Source organism: Paenisporosarcina sp. OV554, from assembly GCF_003058165.1.
GTDB lineage: Bacteria > Bacillota > Bacilli > Bacillales_A > Planococcaceae > Paenisporosarcina.
In genome coordinates this window covers 25423-46898 of sequence record NZ_QBUC01000017.1, presented here as the reverse complement: position 1 = coordinate 46898, position 21476 = coordinate 25423, and the positions used below count along the sequence as shown (strand labels likewise).

At 36.4% G+C, this 21476-nt stretch carries 20 protein-coding genes; 16 read left to right on the top strand and 4 right to left on the bottom strand.

Going from position 1 to position 21476, the window contains the following annotated elements:
- Positions 1–128 precede the first annotated feature (128 nt).
- The 16 genes from C8K15_RS14050 to C8K15_RS13975 all read left to right on the top strand — a co-directional run bounded on the left by C8K15_RS14050 (position 129) and on the right by C8K15_RS13975 (position 17216).
- Positions 129–881 carry a PIG-L deacetylase family protein gene (locus tag C8K15_RS14050; RefSeq protein ID WP_233260500.1) on the top strand — a complete coding sequence of 251 codons (753 nt, stop codon included), beginning with the start codon at positions 129–131 and terminating at the stop codon, positions 879–881.
- Between the two features lie 19 nt (positions 882–900).
- Entirely contained in the window at positions 901–2697 is a 1797-nt protein-coding gene (locus C8K15_RS14045) for an ABC transporter substrate-binding protein (RefSeq protein WP_108587023.1), read from the top strand.
- 65 nt (positions 2698–2762) lie between these two features.
- On the top strand, positions 2763–3743 hold the full coding sequence (locus C8K15_RS14040) for an ABC transporter permease (protein WP_108587022.1): 981 nt from the start codon (positions 2763–2765) through the stop codon (positions 3741–3743).
- Positions 3733–4590: an ABC transporter permease gene (locus C8K15_RS14035; protein ID WP_108587021.1), complete on the top strand. Its 858-nt coding sequence runs from the start codon at positions 3733–3735 to the stop codon at positions 4588–4590. Before C8K15_RS14040 ends, C8K15_RS14035 begins: the two co-directional genes overlap by 11 nt.
- A gap of 3 nt (positions 4591–4593) precedes the next feature.
- The gene (locus tag C8K15_RS14030) at positions 4594–5580 is read left to right on the top strand and encodes an ABC transporter ATP-binding protein (RefSeq protein ID WP_108587020.1); all 987 of its coding nucleotides are present in this window, start codon (positions 4594–4596) and stop codon (positions 5578–5580) included.
- On the top strand, positions 5558–6583 hold the full coding sequence (locus tag C8K15_RS14025) for an ABC transporter ATP-binding protein (RefSeq protein ID WP_108587019.1): 1026 nt from the start codon (positions 5558–5560) through the stop codon (positions 6581–6583). The genes C8K15_RS14030 and C8K15_RS14025 overlap by 23 nt, the downstream gene beginning before the upstream one ends.
- Positions 6580–7188: an NAD(P)/FAD-dependent oxidoreductase gene (locus C8K15_RS14020; protein ID WP_108587018.1), complete on the top strand. Its 609-nt coding sequence runs from the start codon at positions 6580–6582 to the stop codon at positions 7186–7188. The genes C8K15_RS14025 and C8K15_RS14020 overlap by 4 nt, the downstream gene beginning before the upstream one ends.
- A gap of 280 nt (positions 7189–7468) precedes the next feature.
- The gene (locus C8K15_RS14015) at positions 7469–7792 is read left to right on the top strand and encodes a metal-sensitive transcriptional regulator (RefSeq protein WP_108587052.1); all 324 of its coding nucleotides are present in this window, start codon (positions 7469–7471) and stop codon (positions 7790–7792) included.
- Positions 7793–7807: 15 nt separating this feature from the next.
- On the top strand, positions 7808–8017 hold the full coding sequence (gene copZ / locus C8K15_RS14010) for a copper chaperone CopZ (protein WP_108587017.1): 210 nt from the start codon (positions 7808–7810) through the stop codon (positions 8015–8017).
- Between the two features lie 115 nt (positions 8018–8132).
- Positions 8133–10502, top strand: coding sequence for a heavy metal translocating P-type ATPase (locus C8K15_RS14005; protein WP_233260505.1), 2370 nt, complete (start codon positions 8133–8135; stop codon positions 10500–10502).
- Between the two features lie 457 nt (positions 10503–10959).
- Positions 10960–12567, top strand: coding sequence for a multicopper oxidase family protein (locus C8K15_RS14000; RefSeq protein ID WP_108587015.1), 1608 nt, complete (start codon positions 10960–10962; stop codon positions 12565–12567).
- Positions 12568–13162: 595 nt separating this feature from the next.
- Positions 13163–14524: a sensor histidine kinase gene (locus C8K15_RS13995; protein WP_108587014.1), complete on the top strand. Its 1362-nt coding sequence runs from the start codon at positions 13163–13165 to the stop codon at positions 14522–14524.
- A gap of 16 nt (positions 14525–14540) precedes the next feature.
- Positions 14541–15218: a response regulator transcription factor gene (locus tag C8K15_RS13990; protein WP_108587013.1), complete on the top strand. Its 678-nt coding sequence runs from the start codon at positions 14541–14543 to the stop codon at positions 15216–15218.
- A gap of 13 nt (positions 15219–15231) precedes the next feature.
- Entirely contained in the window at positions 15232–16152 is a 921-nt protein-coding gene (locus tag C8K15_RS13985) for a F510_1955 family glycosylhydrolase (RefSeq protein ID WP_108587012.1), read from the top strand.
- Positions 16153–16174: 22 nt separating this feature from the next.
- The gene (locus C8K15_RS13980) at positions 16175–16909 is read left to right on the top strand and encodes an urease accessory protein UreH domain-containing protein (RefSeq protein ID WP_108587011.1); all 735 of its coding nucleotides are present in this window, start codon (positions 16175–16177) and stop codon (positions 16907–16909) included.
- Between the two features lie 40 nt (positions 16910–16949).
- Positions 16950–17216: a prolipoprotein diacylglyceryl transferase family protein gene (locus tag C8K15_RS13975; protein WP_108587010.1), complete on the top strand. Its 267-nt coding sequence runs from the start codon at positions 16950–16952 to the stop codon at positions 17214–17216.
- 364 nt (positions 17217–17580) lie between these two features.
- Here C8K15_RS13975 and C8K15_RS13970 read toward each other — a convergent pair whose 3' ends face one another.
- The 4 genes from C8K15_RS13970 to C8K15_RS13955 all read right to left on the bottom strand — a co-directional run bounded on the left by C8K15_RS13970 (position 17581) and on the right by C8K15_RS13955 (position 21466).
- Positions 17581–18165 (bottom strand): YdhK family protein, encoded by a 585-nt coding sequence (locus C8K15_RS13970; protein ID WP_108587009.1) that lies wholly within the window; start codon positions 18163–18165, stop codon positions 17581–17583.
- 473 nt (positions 18166–18638) lie between these two features.
- Entirely contained in the window at positions 18639–18956 is a 318-nt protein-coding gene (locus C8K15_RS13965; protein WP_146173660.1) for a TVP38/TMEM64 family protein, read from the bottom strand.
- 208 nt (positions 18957–19164) lie between these two features.
- Positions 19165–19413, bottom strand: a complete 249-nt coding sequence (locus C8K15_RS13960; RefSeq protein ID WP_108587007.1) for a hypothetical protein — start codon at positions 19411–19413, stop codon at positions 19165–19167.
- A gap of 832 nt (positions 19414–20245) precedes the next feature.
- Positions 20246–21466, bottom strand: a complete 1221-nt coding sequence (locus C8K15_RS13955; RefSeq protein WP_108587006.1) for an MFS transporter — start codon at positions 21464–21466, stop codon at positions 20246–20248.
- Positions 21467–21476 lie beyond the last annotated feature (10 nt).

Here is a 21476-nt window from a genome sequence, read left to right as displayed (position 1 = left end):
AAGCTGCAATAAACGAACTTTAATATAAATTATCTAAATATTTTGTTTACATTCACATAACAAAATTGTATTATACATTTAACCCCAACATACTATAGAGGGGTATTGTATATTAAGGAGGAGATAGATTGGATAATAGTAAAACTTTATTGTTCTTAGGAGTTTATGGGATGGAAGTTGTTGAGTGTGGAGGAGCTTTAGCGAAAAACGTGTTAAATGGTGGAAAGTCTTATGCTTCAATTATGCTTTGTCGTGAGACAAGCCAACCTCAAATTAGGAAAGCTGCAGAAGTATTAGGAGTTGAAGATGTGTCATTTTTTAACTTTGAATCTGGCACAGTAGACTTAAGTTTTGAAATGAAATTAGAACTAGTAAAACGTATACGAGAAGTCAAACCAGACATCATCATTACACAAGATCCTGAACATTCATATCATGATTTAGACCCAGACCGCAGACCAGCAATGATTTTGATTCTTGAATCGATTGCTCTAGCTTCAAGAGACTTTGCTTTGAAAGATATGGAAGGTCTTGCGCCACATTCAATTCCCACAATTTACTACATGACTCCTCATCATCCGAATACGGTACTAGATATTTCACAAGTTTGGGATAAGAAAGAACTGGCTATGTCACAACTTGAAAGTCAAATGGAATTCAGCGGTTCTCATTTCGATCATATATTGGATGAAAAAACAGCTGAGATTTTAAGTCCTGGTTATTCTACACTCACAACTGACGCAGAAAAAGGAAAAGCGATTCATAAAGTACTAGACTTAGCAGTTCATATGTATCACGGAATTCCCTCCCATGGTCGCTTTGCCTTAGCGGAGGCATATCGAAGAGATGGGAATTATCATCTAGACCAGCTAATCGTATAAAAAAGAAGAGGTGAAAAATATGAAAAAGGTTTTGATTAGCTTATTATCAGCTTTCCTCATTTTTGCACTTAGTAATGCATCTGTTCAAGCTGCCTCATCCGTCGATTCATTAAAAGTTGGAATCACGAAAGATGAAAATGCCCTAAACCCCTATACATATGTAACGGGTTATCCGGGTTTGGACCTTGTGAATCTTCTTTATGACAATTTATTTCAACTAGATGAAAATAATCAGCCCATACCATGGTTAGTGAAAGATTATAACATGAGTGAAGACGGTTTAACTTACTCATTTGTATTGCACGAAGATGTTAAATGGCATGATGGAGAACCACTAACGGCGAATGATGTTAAGTTTACAATGGATTACTTTGTAAAGTATCCCAAGTCACGTTTTACAAATCCCTTAAGTCAAATTTCATCAATTACAGTATCAAGTGATACAGAATTTTCTTTAACACTTTCAAAGGCAGATCCAAACTTCATGATTCAACCCTTAGCGGATTTGCCAATTTTACCAGAACATATTTGGTCATCAATAACGGCACCAGATGACGAAACTAATAATTTAGGTAGTGGTCCATATAAATTTGTTGAACATAAATCAGGTCAATACTACAAATTTGAAGCGAACCTAGACTACTTCAAGGGCGAACCCCAAACAAAAGAGATTATTTTTCCAATCATCGAAGATACGACAGCGATGTTTAATGCTTTACAAGCTGGGGAGTTGGATGCCATATCAGCAAGTATCTCTCCTGAACTGGTAGAACAATTCGAGTCTAATAATGCTATCAAAGTTGCAAGAGGTCCAGGTTATAGTACGACATTGTTTCAAGTGAATGCAGAAAAATATCCGATGTCTGAAACACCGTTCCGAAAAGCAATTGATTTGGCCATTGATAAACAATATTTAGTAGATACCGTATTACTTGGTTATGCAGAAGTAGGGAGTCCAGGATTTATCCATCCATCCTCACCTGCCCATAATACGGAGTTGAAAGTATCATTTAATGTAGACGAAGCAAAAAGAACCTTAGCTGATGCAGGATTTGTAGATACAAACGGAGATGGTTTTGTAGAAGGTCAAAATGGGGAGACAATTGACCTTACAACTCTTGTCTATTCCGGTAGTCCAATACGAATTCGAACAGCTGAACTTGTTTCTGAGGCACTTAATGAAATTGGCATTAAAAATCAGGTAAAAGCAATGGATGCGACAACGGTGGACTCACTTATGTGGCCGGACTTTGATGTAAGTAAAGGACGGGACTATGATATGGGACTTTGGAGTTGGTCAAATACGATGCAATTGTTCCCAGATCGTATGGTCGAATTATTCCATTCGGATCCAACCATCGGATCGGTAAATATCGGTGGATACAAAAGTGAAAAGTTTGATGAACTGAGTCAACAATTAATGGACACTTTTGAAGAAGAAGAACGAATGCAAATCATAAAAGATATGCAAGCTTTTGTTTCGGAGGATGTACCGTTTACCACCCTTTACTATCAAGAAATCGTAAATGCCTACAATCCGGAAGTTTTTGATCAATATGTTTTCCAAGTAGGGAAAGGGATCATTAATAAAATGTCATTCGTAGCTGGTGATTGGAGTGGATCTTCTCCAAACGTTGATGTTCAGGAAGAAGTTGTAGAAGACTCTGAAGAGGCATCGATTGTTAGTGAAGCCGATGAAGGTGGAAACATGCTCTTCTTATATATTCTTGCAGGACTAGTAGTTGCATTTATCGTGTATATTCTCTTTATCCGTAAACGTAAAACGTCTGGTACGAAAGACGAATTTGAAGTATAAACTTCATTCGTATTCCTGTACATTCACATGTACAGGAATACTCCTGAAGTACGGAGGTGAACGGAATGCTTAAATTCTACGTGGGTAAGTTTCTTCAATATTTTTTAGTCATTGTCCTTATGTTGACGCTTAATTTTTTGTTGCCTCGTTTAATGCCCGGAAATCCACTGGTTTTCCTAGCAGGTGAAGATGTAGGTTTCATGACAAGCGAAGAAAAGAATGAGATTTTGGACAAGCATGGATTGAATGACTCTATTCCTCAGCAATATATTTCTTACATAAAAAATATTGTTACGGGAGATTTTGGTTATTCGTACCAGCAAAAACGATCCATTGCAGACTTGTTAAAAGAGCGAATGCCTTGGACGCTTCTATTAGCAGGACTTGGTCTTGTCATATCAACCATCATTGGGGTAATGTTTGGAGCACTATCTGCTTGGCGTCGAGGGTCATCTACTGATGCTAATTTATTGACGATGTTTATGTTCTTAAGTGCAATGCCTTCTTTTTGGATAGGGATGATACTTGTATCAATTTTTTCTGCCCAGCTTGGTTTGTTTCCCGTATTTGGTGCGGAATCTGGGTGGTCTAATTTGACGGGAATGGATCGTTTTTTTGATATTTTAAGACATCTAGTATTACCATTAACTACTTTGGTTCTTATTTCAGTCACCAACACTTTTATGATTATGAGGTACTCGATGCTTAATGTTCTGGGTGAAGATTACATTATGATGGCAAAAGCTAAAGGCGTTCGAGATCGAGTAATCAAATATAAACACGCCATGCGAAATGCCCTACTACCAGTTGCTACAGTGTTTATGTTAAGTCTTGGTTTCATGTTAGGTGGAGCAACGGTGATAGAAACCGTATTTGCATATCCGGGCGTTGGCCGTTTAATGTTTGAATCAGTCGTGAGTCGAGATTACCCACTTATTCAAGCAACATTTTTAATAATCACGTTCAGTGTGGTTATCGCAAATCTACTGGCTGATATTTTGTACCCATTTATTGATCCGAAAGTGGGTGGACAACGTGAAAAGTAATCGATGGGGCTATTATTGGAAGACGTTATCATCAAGCAAATTGGGGTTATTTGGTTTAAGTATACTTTGCCTTTTTTTAATCATTGCGTTATTTGCTCCATTATTGGCACCATTTAATCCAATGGAAAGAGTAGGTCAACCCTTTGGAGAACCAAGTTCCACTTTCTTGTTAGGAACAAATGATGTCGGACAAGATATTCTCAGTGAACTGATATATGGTTCGCGAATATCTTTAATGATTGGCGTGATTGCGGCGTTGATTTCAATTGTATTGGGGATAATCGTCGGTATCGTAGCAGGTTATTACGGTGGTAAAGTAGATAACTTTTTGATGAGAGTAGTTGATTTGGTACTTGTGGTTCCGTTTTTGCCGTTGATGATACTCTTAGCAGCTTTTATTGGACCAAGCTTTTGGAATATCATTCTCGTTATTAGTTTAATTTCTTGGGCATCACCTGCAAGGGTGATTCGATCTCAAGTATTGAACTTAAAGACTAAAGGCTATGTCGAAGCTGCAAAATCAATAGGCACAAAAGCCTCAACAATAATGTTGAAACACATCATGCCAGGGGTGATTCCCATCGCTTTATCCCAATTTGTAATGGCTGCAAGTAGTGCCATATTAATAGAAGCTTCTTTAAGTTTCCTTGGCTTGGGTGATCCATTTGTAAAGAGCTGGGGAACTATATTGTACTATGCTCAAGCTCGTGGTGCATTTTTAACTGAAGCTTGGTTATGGTGGGTATTACCGCCTGGTTTGCTGATTACTACACTCGTTATTGGCTTTGCATTTACAGGTTACTCATTGGAAGAAATAATGAATCCTCGATTGAGAAAGGAGCGATAAATCTTGGGTAAAACGGTCTTATCTGTGGAAAATTTATCAACGTTTTATAAAACAGATAAAGGGATTTCGAGGGCTGTCGAGAATGTTTCGTTTACTGTTGAAGAAGGCGAAATTTTGGGACTTATAGGAGAATCGGGCTGTGGAAAATCAACAGTTGCACAGTCAATTTTACGGTTGATTGAATATCCCGGAAAAGTTGTGAAAGGAAAGGTTTTTCTTCATGAAAAAGAATTAATTAGTGCATCAGAAGCTGACTTATATGATATACGGTGGAGCGAAATATCTGTAATTCCTCAAAGTGCAATGAATGCATTGAATCCCGTTCATCGCATTGGAGAGCAGATTATGGAAGCCATCCTTATACATGAGCATGTATCGAAAAAAGAAGCACTTGATCGAACAAAAGTCTTGTTGGAACTGGTTGGAATTGATCGCGAGCGATGGAAATCGTATCCGCATGAATTTAGTGGTGGGATGAAACAACGTGTTGCTATTGCGATGGCTCTAGCTTGTTATCCAAAAATGATTATTTCTGATGAATCTACTACAGGACTAGATGTCTTGACCCAATCCCAGGTAATTGCACTACTTAAGGATTTACAAAGAAAAATGAATTTATCGATTATACTTATTTCGCATGATTTACCGATGGTGACCTCCATATCAGATAAAATTGCGATTATGTATGCAGGTAAATTGGTTGAATGGGCATCAACAGATGACATTTTGCACGATGCCCGTCATCCATACTCTCGAGCATTACTGGATGCAACTCCTGATTTAATAAATCGTGATAAAAAAATTGTTTCTATTCCAGGCACGGTGCCGAATCTTGTTAATATTAAATCTTGTTGTCGTTTTCATACAAGATGCCCTTTTGCATTTGAACGATGCAAAGTTGAGGAGCCGGAATTAAAAGAAGTCAAACCAGGTCATTTCGCTGCTTGCTTCTTGGAGGAGGAAAACCATGAGCTTACCTACACTTCTTGAAGTCGTTAACTTAAAGAAAACCTTTGTGCGGCGCTCGGGATCCTTTCTTAAGCCAAAGAAAACAGATGTTTATGCGGTTAATAACGTTTCTTTTTCGATAGAAAAAGGAGAGATTTTGGGTATTATAGGAGAAAGTGGTTGCGGAAAGACAACAACCGTACGAATGATTATGCGCTTAATGAATGAATCTAATGGGAAGATTTTGTTTAACGGTCAAAATCTCTGTGGATTGTCAGATGAGAAAACAACGAAAGTTCGAAAAGACATGCAAATGATTTTTCAAGATCCATACGATACATTAAATCCCGGGATGCGTATCGTCGACATCCTGATGGAACCTTTGCATGCACATAAACCTAATATGACAAAGGAAGAGAAATATCAAAAAGTTAAGGAAACAACGGAAGCAATTGAACTGATTCCAGCTGAAGATTTCTTGAATCGGTTTCCACACCAATTGAGTGGTGGGCAAAGACAACGGATTGCAATTGCGAGAGCAGTTATTTTGGAACCCTCCTTTATTGCTGCCGATGAACCGACATCCATGCTTGATGTATCAGTTCGAGCTGGAATTCTTAATTTATTGTTAGATTTACGTGAAAAGATGGGGTTGACAATGTTGTTCATAACGCATGATCTATCTACTGCTAGTTATATGTGTGATCGTATTGCGGTTATGTACCAAGGGAGCATAGTTGAAATAGGTGAAACACAGAAAATTATCGACTTTCCTACTCATCCATATACAAAAGCCCTCGTGTCTGTAGTGAAAGACTTAAATTCCTTTATTGAAAATCGTGAAACTATGATTTTGGATGGAGAAGTCGATTCGACGAAAAAAACTTTAGGGTGTGCTTTTGTTTCAAGGTGTCCGCATCAAGAGGCAGTTTGTCACAATGTCGTACCTTCTCTTGAACAAATTGATAAAGTACAATCTGTTGCATGCCATTGTTTTGGTAGTTCGAAAATGGGAATTTCTGAACGAAGTGGAGCATTAGTATGAGTATATCTAAAACTATTCAAATTGCTGTAAATGGTGGGATCGCATTTGGCGCCAAATTAAATGCAAAACAGCTGATGACTTTGGCGTCATACTTACCGCAAGATGCCGAAATTGAACTGACCACATTCCAACAGTTGTATCTGGAAATTGAGGAAGATAAGTTCGAAGAAATCAAAAAAGAGTTTGAACAAGTTGGTCTTCATTGTTATCCTGTGGGTAACTTTGTAAAAAGCTTGCGGACTTGTAACTTTTGTAAAGGATCTGAAGAGGAAGGTATGCCTGTGGCGAAAGAAATTAATCGTAGAATATCAGGAATTCCTGTCCCACTAACCTTAAAACCAGCATATACTGGCTGTCCTATCGGGTGCGGTGAACCGATGGTATCGGATATTGGTATTATGAAAATGAAAGACACGTACAATTTATATATAGGAGGAAAGTCAAAAGGTTTTGATGCAGAGGTAGGAAAACTTGTGGGTGAAAAGTTAACACCTGAAGAGTTGTATACTCGTATTGACAAAATGGTGTGTTATTATTCGGAGAATGGTAAAAAGAGAGAGCCATTTCATAAATTTATTCAACGTATCGGACTAGAGAATTTTTAAAATAACACTTCAACTTTGTTGGTAAAAGCATCACTAATAAAAACAATTCTTGTATAGAGGTTAGCCGAAATAATTCAGCTGGCCTTTTGTCTTTTTTATGTAAGAAGAAATTAGAACAGGAGTGTGTAGTGAAATAGAGGATTTATGAGTCAAATATAGACTATGATCGCTCTTTATGGTTAGAGTTTAAAAATAAATTATTAAATATCCTTTACATACCCCTAGTAGGTATCATATAATGAATGTAATAAAGTTTGGAGGCTGGTTTGTGGGTAATATAATGGAAGAATCATCATTGAGTCCTGTGGTCTCTAATGAATCGTGTAGAAAAAGTCATCATCCTGAAACTGTAAAAACAGATTTAGTTCATCGATTAAACCGTATTGAAGGTCAAATTCGAGGCATTAAAGGCATGGTAGATAAAGACGTTTATTGTGATGATATTATCACTCAGCTTTCTGCCACTCAAAGTGCATTGAACAGTGTAGCTAAAGTGCTTTTGAAAGGGCATTTAAAAGGCTGTGTAGTTGACCGATTAACTGAAGGTGATGAAGAAGTGCTCGATGAATTGTTAGTTACGTTTCAAAAATTAATGAGAAAATAAGAGGGGGAATTTAAAATGGCTAATCAAGTTACTTTACAAGTACAAGGAATGTCTTGTGGACATTGTGTAAAATCAATTGAAAATAGCGTAGGTGCAATTAACGGCGTGGAGACAGTGAATGTACAATTAAACAACGGTACGGTAGATATTGAATTTAATAACAAGGTTGATGTTCAAGAAATTACAGATACGATTGAAGATCAAGGATACTCTGTAGGGGCTTAATAAGAAAATTGCTGCGTAAATCGCAGTAATTTTTTTAAATCAAATATACCCTACCATGGTATGAAAGGGATGAAATAAAGTGGCTGAAAAAAAGACCGATATTGCGATAACGGGTATGACCTGTGCGGCTTGCGCGAATCGAATAGAAAAAGGATTACAACGTATGGATGGTGTCTCTGGTGCGACGGTTAATTTTGCAACTGAAAAAGCGAGTGTTTCGTTTAACGAAGAGGAAACAAACGTATCTTCTTTACAAGATAAAATTAGAACTCTTGGTTATGACGTAATGAAGGAAGAAGTAGATTTAAATATAATAGGTATGACTTGTGCAGCTTGTTCCACGCGTATTGAAAAAGGACTTAATCGTATGGAGGGAGTACAAAACGCAACGGTCAATTTGGCTTTAGAAACAGGTCGTGTTTCATTTGATCCAACCGTTTTGTCACCGGATGATTTTATAAAGAAAATTCAATCCCTTGGATACGACGCTGAATTTAAGAATGAACAAAAGGGTGAAAAAGTAGATCACCGTAAAGTGGAAATTAAAAAGAAAACTCGTCTATTTCTAATCTCAGCGCTGTTATCTCTTCCACTTTTATGGACTATGGTGGCTCACTTTACATTCACTTCATGGATGTACGTACCAGAATTTTTAATGAATCCTTTTGTGCAATGGGCACTAGCAACTCCTGTACAGTTTTGGATAGGGTGGACATTTTATAAAGGTGCCTACTTTGCACTGCGCAATAAAAGTGCCAACATGGATGTACTAGTTGCTTTAGGAACATCAGCTGCCTATTTTTACAGTGTTTATCTAGTATTAATAAATTTAGAGCATATAGGTACCCATAGTATTGGCTTGTATTTTGAAACAAGTGCAGTGTTAATCACCTTAATCATTCTTGGTAAAGTCTTTGAAGCTCGAGCAAAGGGTCGTTCTTCCGATGCCATTCAAAAGCTAATGAAACTTCAACCCAAAATGGCATTCGTGGAGCGAGATGGCATTACACAAGAAGTTCCTATTGATGAAGTTCGAATAGGAGACATCCTGATGATTAAACCAGGTTCATCTATTCCGGTTGATGCAGAAGTCATTTCAGGAAATTCTGCAGTAGATGAATCAATGTTAACGGGTGAAAGCTTGCCGGTAGATAAAGCGACAGGTGACGTTGTTTATGCAGCAACCGTTAATGCAAATGGAAATTTACGTGTAAAAGCACAGAATATTGGTAAAGATACTGTGCTATCGAGTATCATCCGTGTAGTTGAAGAAGCACAAGGATCAAAAGCACCAATACAACGATTAGCTGACCAAATTTCAAGTATTTTTGTGCCAATCGTTGTGGGTATAGCTGTACTGACTTTTATCGCATGGTATTTCATTTTCTCTCCAGGAGAATTTGCAAATGCGTTAGAAAGCACAATTGCCGTGCTTGTAATTGCATGTCCATGTGCACTTGGATTAGCAACACCTACATCTATTATGGCTGGATCTGGTCGAGCTGCAGAACTAGGAGTTTTGTTTAAAACTGCAGAATCTATGGAAAACACAAAACACATCGATACGATTGTCTTAGATAAAACGGGTACAATCACGAATGGTCGACCGGAAGTGACTGAATTCGTAGTAGCAGAAGGATTTGAACACAACCGTATCGTTTCACTTGCTGCTGCAGCCGAAAGTCAATCTGAGCACCCTGTCGCTACTGCAATTACTGCGTATGGCGATGATGGAAAACTTTCGGTAGAATCATTTGAAGCCATCCCTGGGCACGGAATTCGTGCAGTAGTTGATGGTTCAAATCTATTGATTGGTACTCGAAAGTTACTGAACGAGTCGAAGGTATCTTTCAATGAAACAGAAGCAAGTGAATTAGAATCGCAAGGTAAAACCGTTATGTTTATAGCCGTAGAAGGTAAATACGCCGGATTAATAGCAGTTGCAGACACAGTAAAAGACTCTTCAGCAACGGCTATCTCAGAAATGAAAAAATTAGGATTGCATGTCGTTATGTTAACAGGAGACCAGGAGCGAACTGCACAAGCGATTGCAGCACAAGTAGGGATAGAAGAAGTATTCGCTGGTGTTTTACCAACTGAAAAAGCAGACGTTGTGGCGAAGCTAAAAGCTCAAGGCAAACGGGTGGCAATGGCAGGTGATGGACTAAATGATGCACCGGCTTTAGCAACGGCAGATGTTGGTATGGCTATGGGTACAGGTACATCGGTTGCGATGGAAGCCGCGGATATTACATTGATGCAAGGAGATTTAATGCGTGCTGTTGATGCGATTCAAATGAGTCGTTTAACTGTACGTAATATTAAACAAAACTTATTCTGGGCGTTAGCCTACAATGCAGTAGGAATACCTATCGCAGCTGCAGGATTTTTGGCACCTTGGCTAGCTGGAGCTGCAATGGCATTTAGTTCTGTATCGGTTGTATTAAATGCTTTACGTTTACAACGCGCAAAAATTTCGAACTAAGACGTTGAAACGACTTACTTAAGTGGTTCGTTTTTTATTTTCCGTCTAAGTAAAATGTATTATTACACTTATATCCTATTGTATTTCAAATTAAAAACCCTTATCGCAAAGGCGTTGGATAATGTAAGTTTATTTTTTAGCTGTGGCTACTTGGGATACTATTGCAACAGGCTTAGCACCTATGTTTTTTGAACCAAAGTAATATGAAACATTAAGTTTCGATATAGAAACACTTTGCTTTGATAAGGTTTATTCGAATTTTAATTAGTTTAGAAATAGGGTTAGCCTCTTTTATTCTACAAAAACTTTAACACCTTATTTATTGTCTAAATAGAATACTAATTAATCCTATAATTTGGGGAGAATTAATAAATATATAAGTCCACCAAGTTATCTGCATAGATTCTCCATACTTTAGGTGTAGTATTGATTAAGAAATTACACGGAGGTGTCAACTTTGACAAAAAGACTAATACAGATTTTTAGCCTTCTCCTATTCATATTAATATTAGGTGCATGTTCAGATTCAAATTCAATGAACGGCATGGACCACAGCAACATGGATATGGGAGAGAAACAAGAACAAGAAGGAAAAGCTGAAGACACAACAACTAAGGGATTACAACCAACTGTCTCCACTGAAAAAATAGAAAAAAATGAATTTACATTAGTTGCACAAGTACGTAAACACACATTAACAGAGGGAAAAGATATAACGGCTTGGACTTTTAATGGCTCGGTCCCTGGACCTGAGATTAGAGTTCAAGAAGGGGAAGATGTTAAAATCAATCTTAAAAATGAGTTGCAAGATCCTGTGACAATTCATTGGCACGGTATACCTGTTCCTAATAATATGGATGGAATACCTGGGTTAACAATGAATGCAGTACAACCCGGGGAGAGTTTTACTTATGAGTTTAATGCCTCTGTTCCTGGAACGTATTGGTATCATTCTCATCAAGATGGAGTAAACCAAGTAGACAAGGGCCTTTATGGTTCATTTATTATTGAAGGTAAAAATGATGGGAAATTCGATAAAGACTATTCTCTGGTATTAGATGAGTGGATGAGTGACAAGGGGTCAATGCAGATGGACGAGAGCACTGATTCCGGTAGCATGGAGGGCATGGACCATAGCAGTACGGATATGAAAGAAGAAGAAAAATCTGATGATGCTGATATGGGACATGACATGAGCAGCATGTATGATACGTTTATCATAAACGGGAAAAGTGGGAAGGATGTTACTCCTTTACCTGTAAAAGAAGGGGATAAAGTGAGACTTCGACTGGTTAACGCTGGTTTTATGTCCCACAAGATTCACTTACACGGTCATGACTTTAAAGTCATCGGTACTGATGGACAAGAAATAAATGATCCAGCGGTAATTAAAGATGAATTAATATCTATCGCTCCTGGCGAACGTTACGATATAGAATTTAATGCAAACAACCCTGGTAATTGGTATCTAGAATGTCATGGAGATATGGAAGCTACTCAAGGAATGAAAGCATTAATTAAGTACGAAGGATTTTCGGGTGAAAGTGTTGATCAATCCGATGAGAAAGAAAAATTACCAATATTCGATCTAATTTCATACGGTAAAGAGAAGAAAGCAGAGTTTTCACTTGACCAGAAATATGATTTAGAATACACCATGGATTTAAACACTGATTCCCATAAAATGCAGAAAAAGTATACAATTAATGATAAAACATTTCCAAATACAGATAATCTTCAAGTTAAAGAAGGAGACTTGGTAAAAGTAAAATTGATCAATAACTCTAAAAGTGATGATCACCCGATGCATTTACATGGTCACTTCTTCCAAGTATTGAGCAAAAATGGCAAGGCAGTTCAAGGGTCTCCAATTATTAAAGATACTTTGAATTTGAAACCTGGCGAAGAATATGTTGTAGCATTTAAAGCAGACAATCCAGGTAATTGGATGTTCCACTGCCATGATTTGCATCATGCATCGGCTGGAATGGTAACGCATGTAATTTATGATGGATTTAAGCCTGATTTCACGCCTGATCCTAATGCGAATAATCGTCCAGAATAAGATACTGGTAAAATGCGAGTGTCATTCAATCAGAAAGTTGGCGTAAGGACCTATGTGAAAAATTATTTTTTCTTATATTGAGAGTGCAGAACTTGAATATTCGGATGAAATCGTTGATGGAGACTTACTTCGTTTTTACGATGAAAAAACAGGGAATCTCTTAAAAATGAAACCTTAGGGGAAATAATCTTTCTATTAATAACCGCCAAAAAGTGTTCTCACACTCTTTGGCGGTTATTTTGCTTAATTGAAACACAGTTGGGTATTAAACGTACTTTTAAAAGGGAGGGAAGGGTATAGCGTTTTTTATTTTGAAATCAAATCTGAGACCTTTTCTAGCTTCCAAGTCCTTACTAATTTTTTTATAAGTAAATGTCTTTAATTAAGCTTAGATAATATTGTTACTGCTCTTTTAATAGGCTTTGTTAGTAGTTATTAACGCATTTTAAGGAATTGTCTGTTTGGAGTGTTGCGAAAAATGTTATTGTTATCCAAGTTGAATTTACCAAACTATTAAATGATATTATTGTGTCTGCATAATTTCTTCATAATTTTCAAGTATCATTATTACATGGACAAAGGGATGTGTGTGTTTATGAATAAAATATCTATTAAAATGGCTATTTATTTTATTGTTACGTTTCTGATTATGGAATCGCTGCTCATGTTGTATCTTCACCAAACGATTGTACATACCAGAATTGATGAGGAATTTTCTCAATTGGTTTCAAAAGGATCAAATCATCGAGATATACTTGAAGACAATTATACGGAAGATACCATGCGTCACATTGTGTTGATGGAATCGGATAGTATGCGACGTGTTGTAATCACAGATAAAGAATTCAACATGATGATAAGTTCAGATGGTTATAGTTCAAACCTCAAGGCTGTAGTTAACAGGATATCTAGTCAAAAACCTAATAAGGATCAAGTAATTCAAAGTAACTGGGAAGATGAAGATTTTATCGCCAGTTTGCACCCATACCAGGTAAATGGTGAACAAGCTGGATATTTAATTTTGTTTCAAAGCACTGAAACTATTCAGTCCCTTGTAAACAAACTGGATTTTCATTTTTTACTTGCTGGCTTTGCCAGTCTAGTTTCCTTGTTTGTTGTGTATCTTATTCTTTCTAGGTTTTTAACACGTCCTTTAATACGGATGAAAGAAGCAACAGAGAAACTAAGTAAAGGTAACTTTAATGTTAAACTCCCTCCCCAAGGTAACGACGAGTTGGGAGATTTATCAAATTCTATTCAAAAATTGGCTTCCGATTTGGAGCGAGTGAAGAAAGACCGTATTGAATTTTTGGCATCAATTTCACATGAATTACGGACACCACTTACTTATTTATCTGGTTACTCAAAGGTTGCCATGAGGGCAGAATTAAATGGGGATGATCGTCAAAAATATCTTTCAATTATCGATGAGGAATCTATACGGTTAACGGAATTGGTGAAGAATCTCTTTGATTTAGCCAAAATGGATGAGACCAGTTTTACGGTCTCCAAACAATCATTTCAAGGGATGCCTTTCTTTTCTCATCTTTATGAACGAATGTTGCCGTCGTTTAACTTAAAGAACATCCATTTGGAATTGAATTGTGCAAAGAGCTTTGAAGTATTCGCAGATCCATTGCGTCTAGAACAAATCGTGGTGAACTTATTGGATAATGCACTTAAATATTCTAATGAAGGAACAACAACAAGCTTAGAAGTTACTCGAATAAATAATAAAACAGTGATTCAAGTAATCGATCAAGGCATCGGCATTCATGAAGAAAATCATGAGATTATCTTCGAAAAATTATTCAGAGTGGAAAAATCACGTTCGCGTGAATATGGGGGATCTGGTATAGGTCTTTCCATTGTAAAAGAGTTAGTGGAAGCACATGGAGGAAGTATTGAAGTAGAAAGTACACTTGGAAAAGGTAGTAAATTCACAGTAGTTATCTAGGGAAAGGAGAGTAATGATGCAAACTATATTATTAGTAGACGACGAGATAAGAATGTTGGAATTACTGGAGTTATTTTTAATTCCGAAAGGATATAAATGCTTAAAAGCCCAGAATGGGAAAGAAGCCTTAAGAATGATTACAGATAAAGAAGTTAGTTTAGTCATTTTAGATGTGATGATGCCAGTGATGGATGGATGGGAAACGTGTAAAGAAATCCGGAAATTATCAGTAGTTCCAATTCTAATGTTAACCGCAAGAACAGATAAATCAGATGTTGTGAAAGGTTTAAATGTAGGTGCAGACGATTATTTGACGAAACCTTTTGATGACTCTGAACTACTTGCAAGAGTTAGCGCTCTTATTAGACGTATACCAATTGAAAAAGTGGAACAAACGATAATCAAAAGAGATGAATATGAACTGGATACTAATTCGTACACATTAAACCTCTATGAGAAACGCGTATTGCTAACAATGAAAGAGTTCAAAATTATTGAAGCGCTAATTAAGAACCCTATGCGAACGTTTACTCGAGAGCAGTTATTATTAGTAGCTTGGGATTATCATTCATCCACAGACATTCGAACAGTCGACTCCCATATACGCAATTTACGTGAAAAACTTAAGAAATCAGGATTTCCCACTGATCAATTTTTAATTACGGTTTGGGGAATCGGTTACAAATGGAAATAATGGAGGAATTAAAATGCAGAAAAAATTTCGAAATATAGGGTTGCTATCGTTAATAACAATTTTAGGGGCTTGTAGTTCAAATAATGCTGCACCTTATTCATTTGATGAAGTGGAAAATGAAAAGATAGGGCATCTTCACGGACTTGGATACCCGAATGGCGAAGATAAGATGGTCATTGCTACACACGAGGGGTTGTACGAGTATGCTGATAAGTGGAAAGAAGCAACCAGTAGAAAACACGATTACATGGGTTTTTCCGCTGTTAAAGAGGGGTTTTACTCAAGTGGTCATCCTGAGCCAAACTCTGATTATAAAAATCCCTTGGGACTAATAAAAAGTGAGGATGAAGGAGAGAGTTTTGAACAATTGGCATTTTACGGGGAGACGGACTTTCATTATATGACGGTTGGTTATGAGTCTAATGTGATTTATGTCATTAATGAAAATCCAAATAATGATTTGACTGCAGGTCTTCATTATTCAGATGATGATGGCAAGACATGGACAAAATCAGCAATGAAGAATTTTAACTCCAAATATATCTCAAATCTTTCCGCCCATCCTTCAGAAAGTTCAAAACTTTTCATTGGAAGTCAAGATGGCTTGTTCATTTCGAGTGATTATGGGGAATCATTTGAACTTCTAGGGGATCCGACAATGATTACATTTACAACATTAACCGAAACTGGTGGTGTTTACGCCAGTATTGAAAGTGAAGCATTAAAATTAGTCTCTTTTAATTTACAAAACAGTAAATTAATCGACATTAAACTACCTGAAATCAACTTTAACAATCCCATTGTCCAGATTGCTGTGAATCCGACAGATGAAAAAGAAATAACAATTGCAACAATGGGAAATGATATTTATCAAACTCGTAATTTAGGTGAAGATTGGAAAATAATAGCTGATAAAGGGACTTTGCAAGAATAGGGGGGAAGGAAGTTGAAGGAGCATGTATAGTTTATTGTCTAAAATCAGCAATACAATCAGTGAACCCTTTAGCATTTTTGCTCATTCCTATTCTGAATACCCTATCATAGTCACTATTTTCCTGGGAATAGTAGGCGCTGTTGCCCCATGTCAATTAACAGGAAATATAAGTGCTATTACTTACTATGGAAACAGAACAATACAAAACAAAACAGATTGGTCAGATATTCTATCATTTATGTTCGGAAAAATTACCGTGTTCAGTATATTAGGTCTATTTGTTTGGTTGATTGGTCAAACGTTTGAACAAAGCATGATATCGTATTTTCCTTTTTTAAGAAAAATTATTGGTCCGGTAATCATTTTCGTGGGTCTAGTATTGCTAGGCGTTTTCAAGCTTAACCTGATTAATCGACTTACAAGTAGAATTCCACTTCGATTTAAAAAAGGAAAGCTGGGTTCCTTCTTAATGGGGGTCAGTTTCTCAATTGCTTTTTGCCCTACCATGTTTGTTCTTTTCTTTGTATCTCTAATGCCCATGGTAGTAACGGCACCTTACGGTTTCATCTTACCGGCGGTGTTTGGAGTGGCAACAACCTTACCTGTATTGATTGTTCTTGCTATCATGGGGTTCCTTGAATTAGATAAACGTACATTAAAAAATAGTAAAAATATTGGATCTGTTGTTCAAAAATCTACGGGTATTTTACTGATCATAGTTGGCCTATTTGATACGATAACTTATTGGGGTATTTAAATAGGGCTGATCTTACTCTAATTTTAACAGGGGGTAAGAGTTGTGGAACTTTACAGGTGTTGTTCTCTCGATTCTCCTCCGTCGTGTGAATTTACTTCGGGGAGAAATGTTCTTATTTTCTGTCATTTGGTATTCAACCGGTCGCTTCTTCATTGAGGGGATACGAACGGACAGCTTATATTTAATTGGTGATCTTCGTACTGCTCAAGTGGTGTCACTTCTATCGATAGCCGTTGCGACAATAATCTTTGTATATAGAAGAGTTATGATTAAGAAGGCAATCCGTTATAAGGTTGCTAAACAGTAAGGAAGTTGAACACATATTACGATAGATTTAAACCAAATATCACCCCTCAGATGCGAATAAATTGCCAGAAAGGGGACTAGTACATAGTGATAAACAAGCTTTGTACATTTGGGTATTCGGAGTTACTACTTTTACTTTCATGTTTTCTATAGCTCAGAACAAATGTTCATCTTCTGATAAATTATGGCTAATTACTAATGGAAGGAAAAAAACATTTCACTAGTAATCTTCACCTCTCTTTTAGCAATTATGGATACACAAATTTTTTTGTAAACTTTTTCTATCTTTAAAGAAAAAAGAGCTTTTCCATATAGGAATAAGCTCTTTTTGAATGGTTAAAAATATATTTCATTTTGTTCAAACTTTATTCAGCAGACAGTTCACTTTCTGTTACCCATTTATGATTGGTCACTTTTTCTCCACCAGTAGTCGGAGTGTAATCAATCATATATACAGTAGTTGGTTCGGCGGAATCAATTTCAGCAGTTGAACCATCCATCCCTTTCATATGCTCTGCCTCTACGTTAACTTTCGTTCCTGGTTCAAATGGCTCGTAACCAGCCTCTTTAACTTCTTCCTGAATAACCCATTTATGATTTTCCACTCTTTCTCCACCAGTAGTCGGAGTATACGAAATAGCATAGGCCGTAGTATCATAGGCACCTACAATCGTTGCTTCAGCACTCTTCATACCTTCCATGTGATCTGTTTCGATAATCGCTTTACTTCCAACTGCATAAGTTGGATTTTCTGCCACTGCCAAATCTTCAGGAACTTCACCAGAGCCGGAATGGTCCATATCCATACTTTCTTCAGAACTAGAATTCATATCCATGTTTTCATGATCCTTGGCATCCATATCATCTTTTTCGGGAGATGAGTCTGAGCATGCACTCAGCGCAAGCGCTAGAGTAGGAACAAGTAATAATTTTTTATACGTGTTTTTCATCTATAAGTCACTCCTTAAGTGTGATGTAAAGAGCATACCAACTAATTATGCAAAATCTATGCAGAACACCAAATTTTGCAATTCAATCTATAAACAAAAAGGATTTAAATAGGTAAATTTTTAACAAGAATCATTCGTCTAAGTATATTGCTATTTTATTATTAATGGGAAAATTCAAGACTTTTTCCTATTATCCGGTTTTAGGATTTCTTTGTTTCTGGAAGGGGAATAAAGAAATCGTTCATTTAAATTTTCCTTCTAAATAAAGAGGTCAAGACAACTAAGCAAATTAAAATAAAAATTACTAAGTAAATAGATAGATTTAAGGTTTGTATTAACCCATTAATGATAGTCACTTCAATAAGGATAGACGGAATTTTTCCGATTGTACTTGCAAGCATAAAACTCCACTTTCCGATAGAAGTCATCGCAGCTCCTGCAGTAACAAGACCGGATGGGACAAAAGGGAGGAGTCAAAAGAAAATAATAGATATAAATACCAATCGAAAGGAACTACTTTGCATTCTAATCCAGTAAGAATGGGCCTTCCAAGTAGGATTAATTTTTGAGAGACCCTTTCTATATAAGTGAAATCCAATTTGAGTGCCGATAACTTCTCCAATTAAGGATAATGAAGCGCCAAGAAATGTACCATATATAGAAAGATTAATGGCTGTAAGAAATGCACTCGGAATAAAGCCGATTGCATTGATAATCAAATTAGTAAGTAGTAATAAGACAAATTTAAATATTGCTTGGGAGTGCTCTAAAATTTCCATGTAGTCTTGCACGAATCTAACTCCTGTTTTTAAGAAAAGGCAATCAAAAATGACCGCCTTTTCCAAAATTAATGTCCCCCTGTGACCGACACGGAAATACTTGAGGTACCCGGTGGAACTGTGACCACCAAAGAACGATTTAAAACCCTTAAGTGGTTTGGTGTTAATCCATTCTTGTACAACCTGTTCTGGGAAGTTCTACGATCAAACTTTTTTGTTTTTAGAAAGTATCATTTAAATAGTTCAATGTATTCAAATCAGAAGTCGTCGGTAAGGAATATCTATGTCGATAAAGTTCATTTCCTTTTCCGGTTATCACAATCCAACCCTGATTCTGTGCTTGGTCCCATGCCTGTTTAATGGCAAGTGTTCGATCAGGAATTATTATACATTTTTCATGATGACTAAGAGATTCGAGTTCATGCATCATTTGTTTAGGTGATACACCACGTTTATATACAGCAATCACAATTTCCGCAATCAGGAGTGTAAAACCCGATATTAATGGCAGGGATACAATGGGGAGGGGGAATTAAGAAACCTATATAAACAATCCAAGTACATTTATTCATCAATAGTTAAAGATATAAAAAAAGCTTTATCAAAAAAAGAATTTTATGCAATCAAATTATTAGTAAGAGGTCTAGAACAAGATGTAAATGATAATATATGTTGTTACTTACTTTGGCGTAAAATATGCGAGGGTTTAGGTTCCGTTAAAGAAATAGATAATGGCTTTAATATAACTCCTGATTACATTGATGAAATTAAGACTGCAGCAAAGTATTTTGATTCTGTAATTAATTCGATTTTTAATATAATGAATAAAGAACGAATAAATCTAGAAGATATTTTAAACTTTGTTCTTCAAGTCTTTTCAGTATTAGTTGTTTTTACTAACAGAGTATTAATAAATACAAATTACAAAAACCATCTTAACAACAATATTCTAAATGAAATTAACATCGTTTTAATAATCAATAAAGAAACTAACCTTTGTTGTGTATTAGGTATGCATCAATTTGTTAACATTAAAGATTCAATTGGAAGTACCAAAATTACAACCATAAATAGAAGATCTGGTGAACTTGAGTTCGTAATTTTTTTGACACAAAAGTTTAGACTGTGTTGCAAAGAGTGAGAGTCTAAGCTTTTGTGTCACTCGTCAGTCTCAAAGGAAAATGAGAACTCCTTATTTTATTAATTATATTTTAGTTGACATAATATAAATTATAGGAAGTTGCATCTCAGTAACCAAGTATACTTGTAACAGTGAGACAAAACAGAAAAAACCATCGAAATTAAGCAATTTCGATGGTTTGATCATTTGTATCTAGTTTAATATTTCTTTGCTTCATTTGAATTAAGAAAATCGTTGTTAGTGATAAACTGAGTACTCCAAACACGACGACCATCCATTGTAAGCCAATTAAATCTAATAATGCTCCTGTTGCTAACAAAACTACTTGAAAAATCACTCGCTCCAACATATTTCGGAATGAGAAAAATCTTCCATGGAACGCTTTTGGCATCTGCTTCTGGAAAATTGTCATTGCTGTTGGGAAAAAACTACCAACTGCAAATCCGAACACTGCAAAAGCTGTTACCGATAATACTGGACTAGCAGCAAATATTAAAATTAGCTCTGCTAAACCGATAATAAATGCAAAGAAAAATAATATCGTACTTGTACTCCATTTTTTAGCGATATATTTCACAACAATTGTACCAATCATAAACGCAATTCCTTCTGCAGCGTAAATGGTTCCTTTAATCGATGCTGAATCTTGCATTTCACTAATATTGATGACAAGTAAGTTAAATGATCCGATAAATAACAATGGAATTAAAGTCATTACTAACGTCATCATGACAGCTGGGTACGATTTTAATATTGGAAAGACTTCCATAAATCCGCCCTTACCAGGTGCAGAAACTTTTACTTTTGCCTCTTTCCCCTCTTCCTCATCGATACGTAACAGATAGGTAGTGATTAACAAGCCACCATAAGCAATGATTGACATGTAATAAAGTGAATCTAACGACCAATAAACTAATACTACTCCAGCAAGCGCTGTTCCTATAACGCGTGCCATCGTTGCTACGTTCATATGCCATCCATTCATTTGTAGTAAATTTTCATCTTTTACGACTAATGGAATCGTGGCTTGCAAAGCTGGAAAATAAAATGCTGCTGACAGTTGGATGCTAATCATAAATGCGACCATCCACCATATAGAGCCCGTACCAATAGCTATTAACATAAAACTAACACTAATCATTCGACCAAATCCTGAAATTAATAGGACAGTCTTTTTCTTCGATTGATCAATAACTTTTCCAGCTAGTGGCCCAACTAAAATACCAGCTAACAAACCAATGGCCATAATAACAGATTTCAAGAAATCTGAAGGAATTCGTACTTGCATAAACTCCAAATTCCCAATGATTCCGCTCCACAACCCAAGTCCGGCAATCATTTCACCAACTAAAATAATCCACACATTTCGATTCTTCCACATACATTCCCCT

Bases quoted from the DNA above. Each gene is read 5' to 3' on its own strand.
- C8K15_RS14045 (WP_108587023.1), top strand. From the start codon at position 901: ATGAAAAAGGTTTTGATTAGCTTATTATCAGCTTTCCTCATTTTTGCA.
- C8K15_RS14040 (WP_108587022.1), top strand. From the start codon at position 2,763: ATGCTTAAATTCTACGTGGGTAAGTTTCTTCAATATTTTTTAGTCATT.
- C8K15_RS14025 (WP_108587019.1), top strand. From the start codon at position 5,558: ATGAGCTTACCTACACTTCTTGAAGTCGTTAACTTAAAGAAAACCTTT.
- C8K15_RS14020 (WP_108587018.1), top strand. From the start codon at position 6,580: ATGAGTATATCTAAAACTATTCAAATTGCTGTAAATGGTGGGATCGCA.
- C8K15_RS14015 (WP_108587052.1), top strand. From the start codon at position 7,469: ATGGAAGAATCATCATTGAGTCCTGTGGTCTCTAATGAATCGTGTAGA.
- copZ (WP_108587017.1), top strand. From the start codon at position 7,808: ATGGCTAATCAAGTTACTTTACAAGTACAAGGAATGTCTTGTGGACAT.
- C8K15_RS14005 (WP_233260505.1), top strand. From the start codon at position 8,133: ATGACCTGTGCGGCTTGCGCGAATCGAATAGAAAAAGGATTACAACGT.
- C8K15_RS13995 (WP_108587014.1), top strand. From the start codon at position 13,163: ATGAATAAAATATCTATTAAAATGGCTATTTATTTTATTGTTACGTTT.
- C8K15_RS13990 (WP_108587013.1), top strand. From the start codon at position 14,541: ATGCAAACTATATTATTAGTAGACGACGAGATAAGAATGTTGGAATTA.
- C8K15_RS13985 (WP_108587012.1), top strand. From the start codon at position 15,232: ATGCAGAAAAAATTTCGAAATATAGGGTTGCTATCGTTAATAACAATT.
- C8K15_RS13980 (WP_108587011.1), top strand. From the start codon at position 16,175: ATGTATAGTTTATTGTCTAAAATCAGCAATACAATCAGTGAACCCTTT.
- C8K15_RS13970 (WP_108587009.1), bottom strand. From the start codon at position 18,165: ATGAAAAACACGTATAAAAAATTATTACTTGTTCCTACTCTAGCGCTT.
- C8K15_RS13955 (WP_108587006.1), bottom strand. From the start codon at position 21,466: ATGTGGAAGAATCGAAATGTGTGGATTATTTTAGTTGGTGAAATGATT.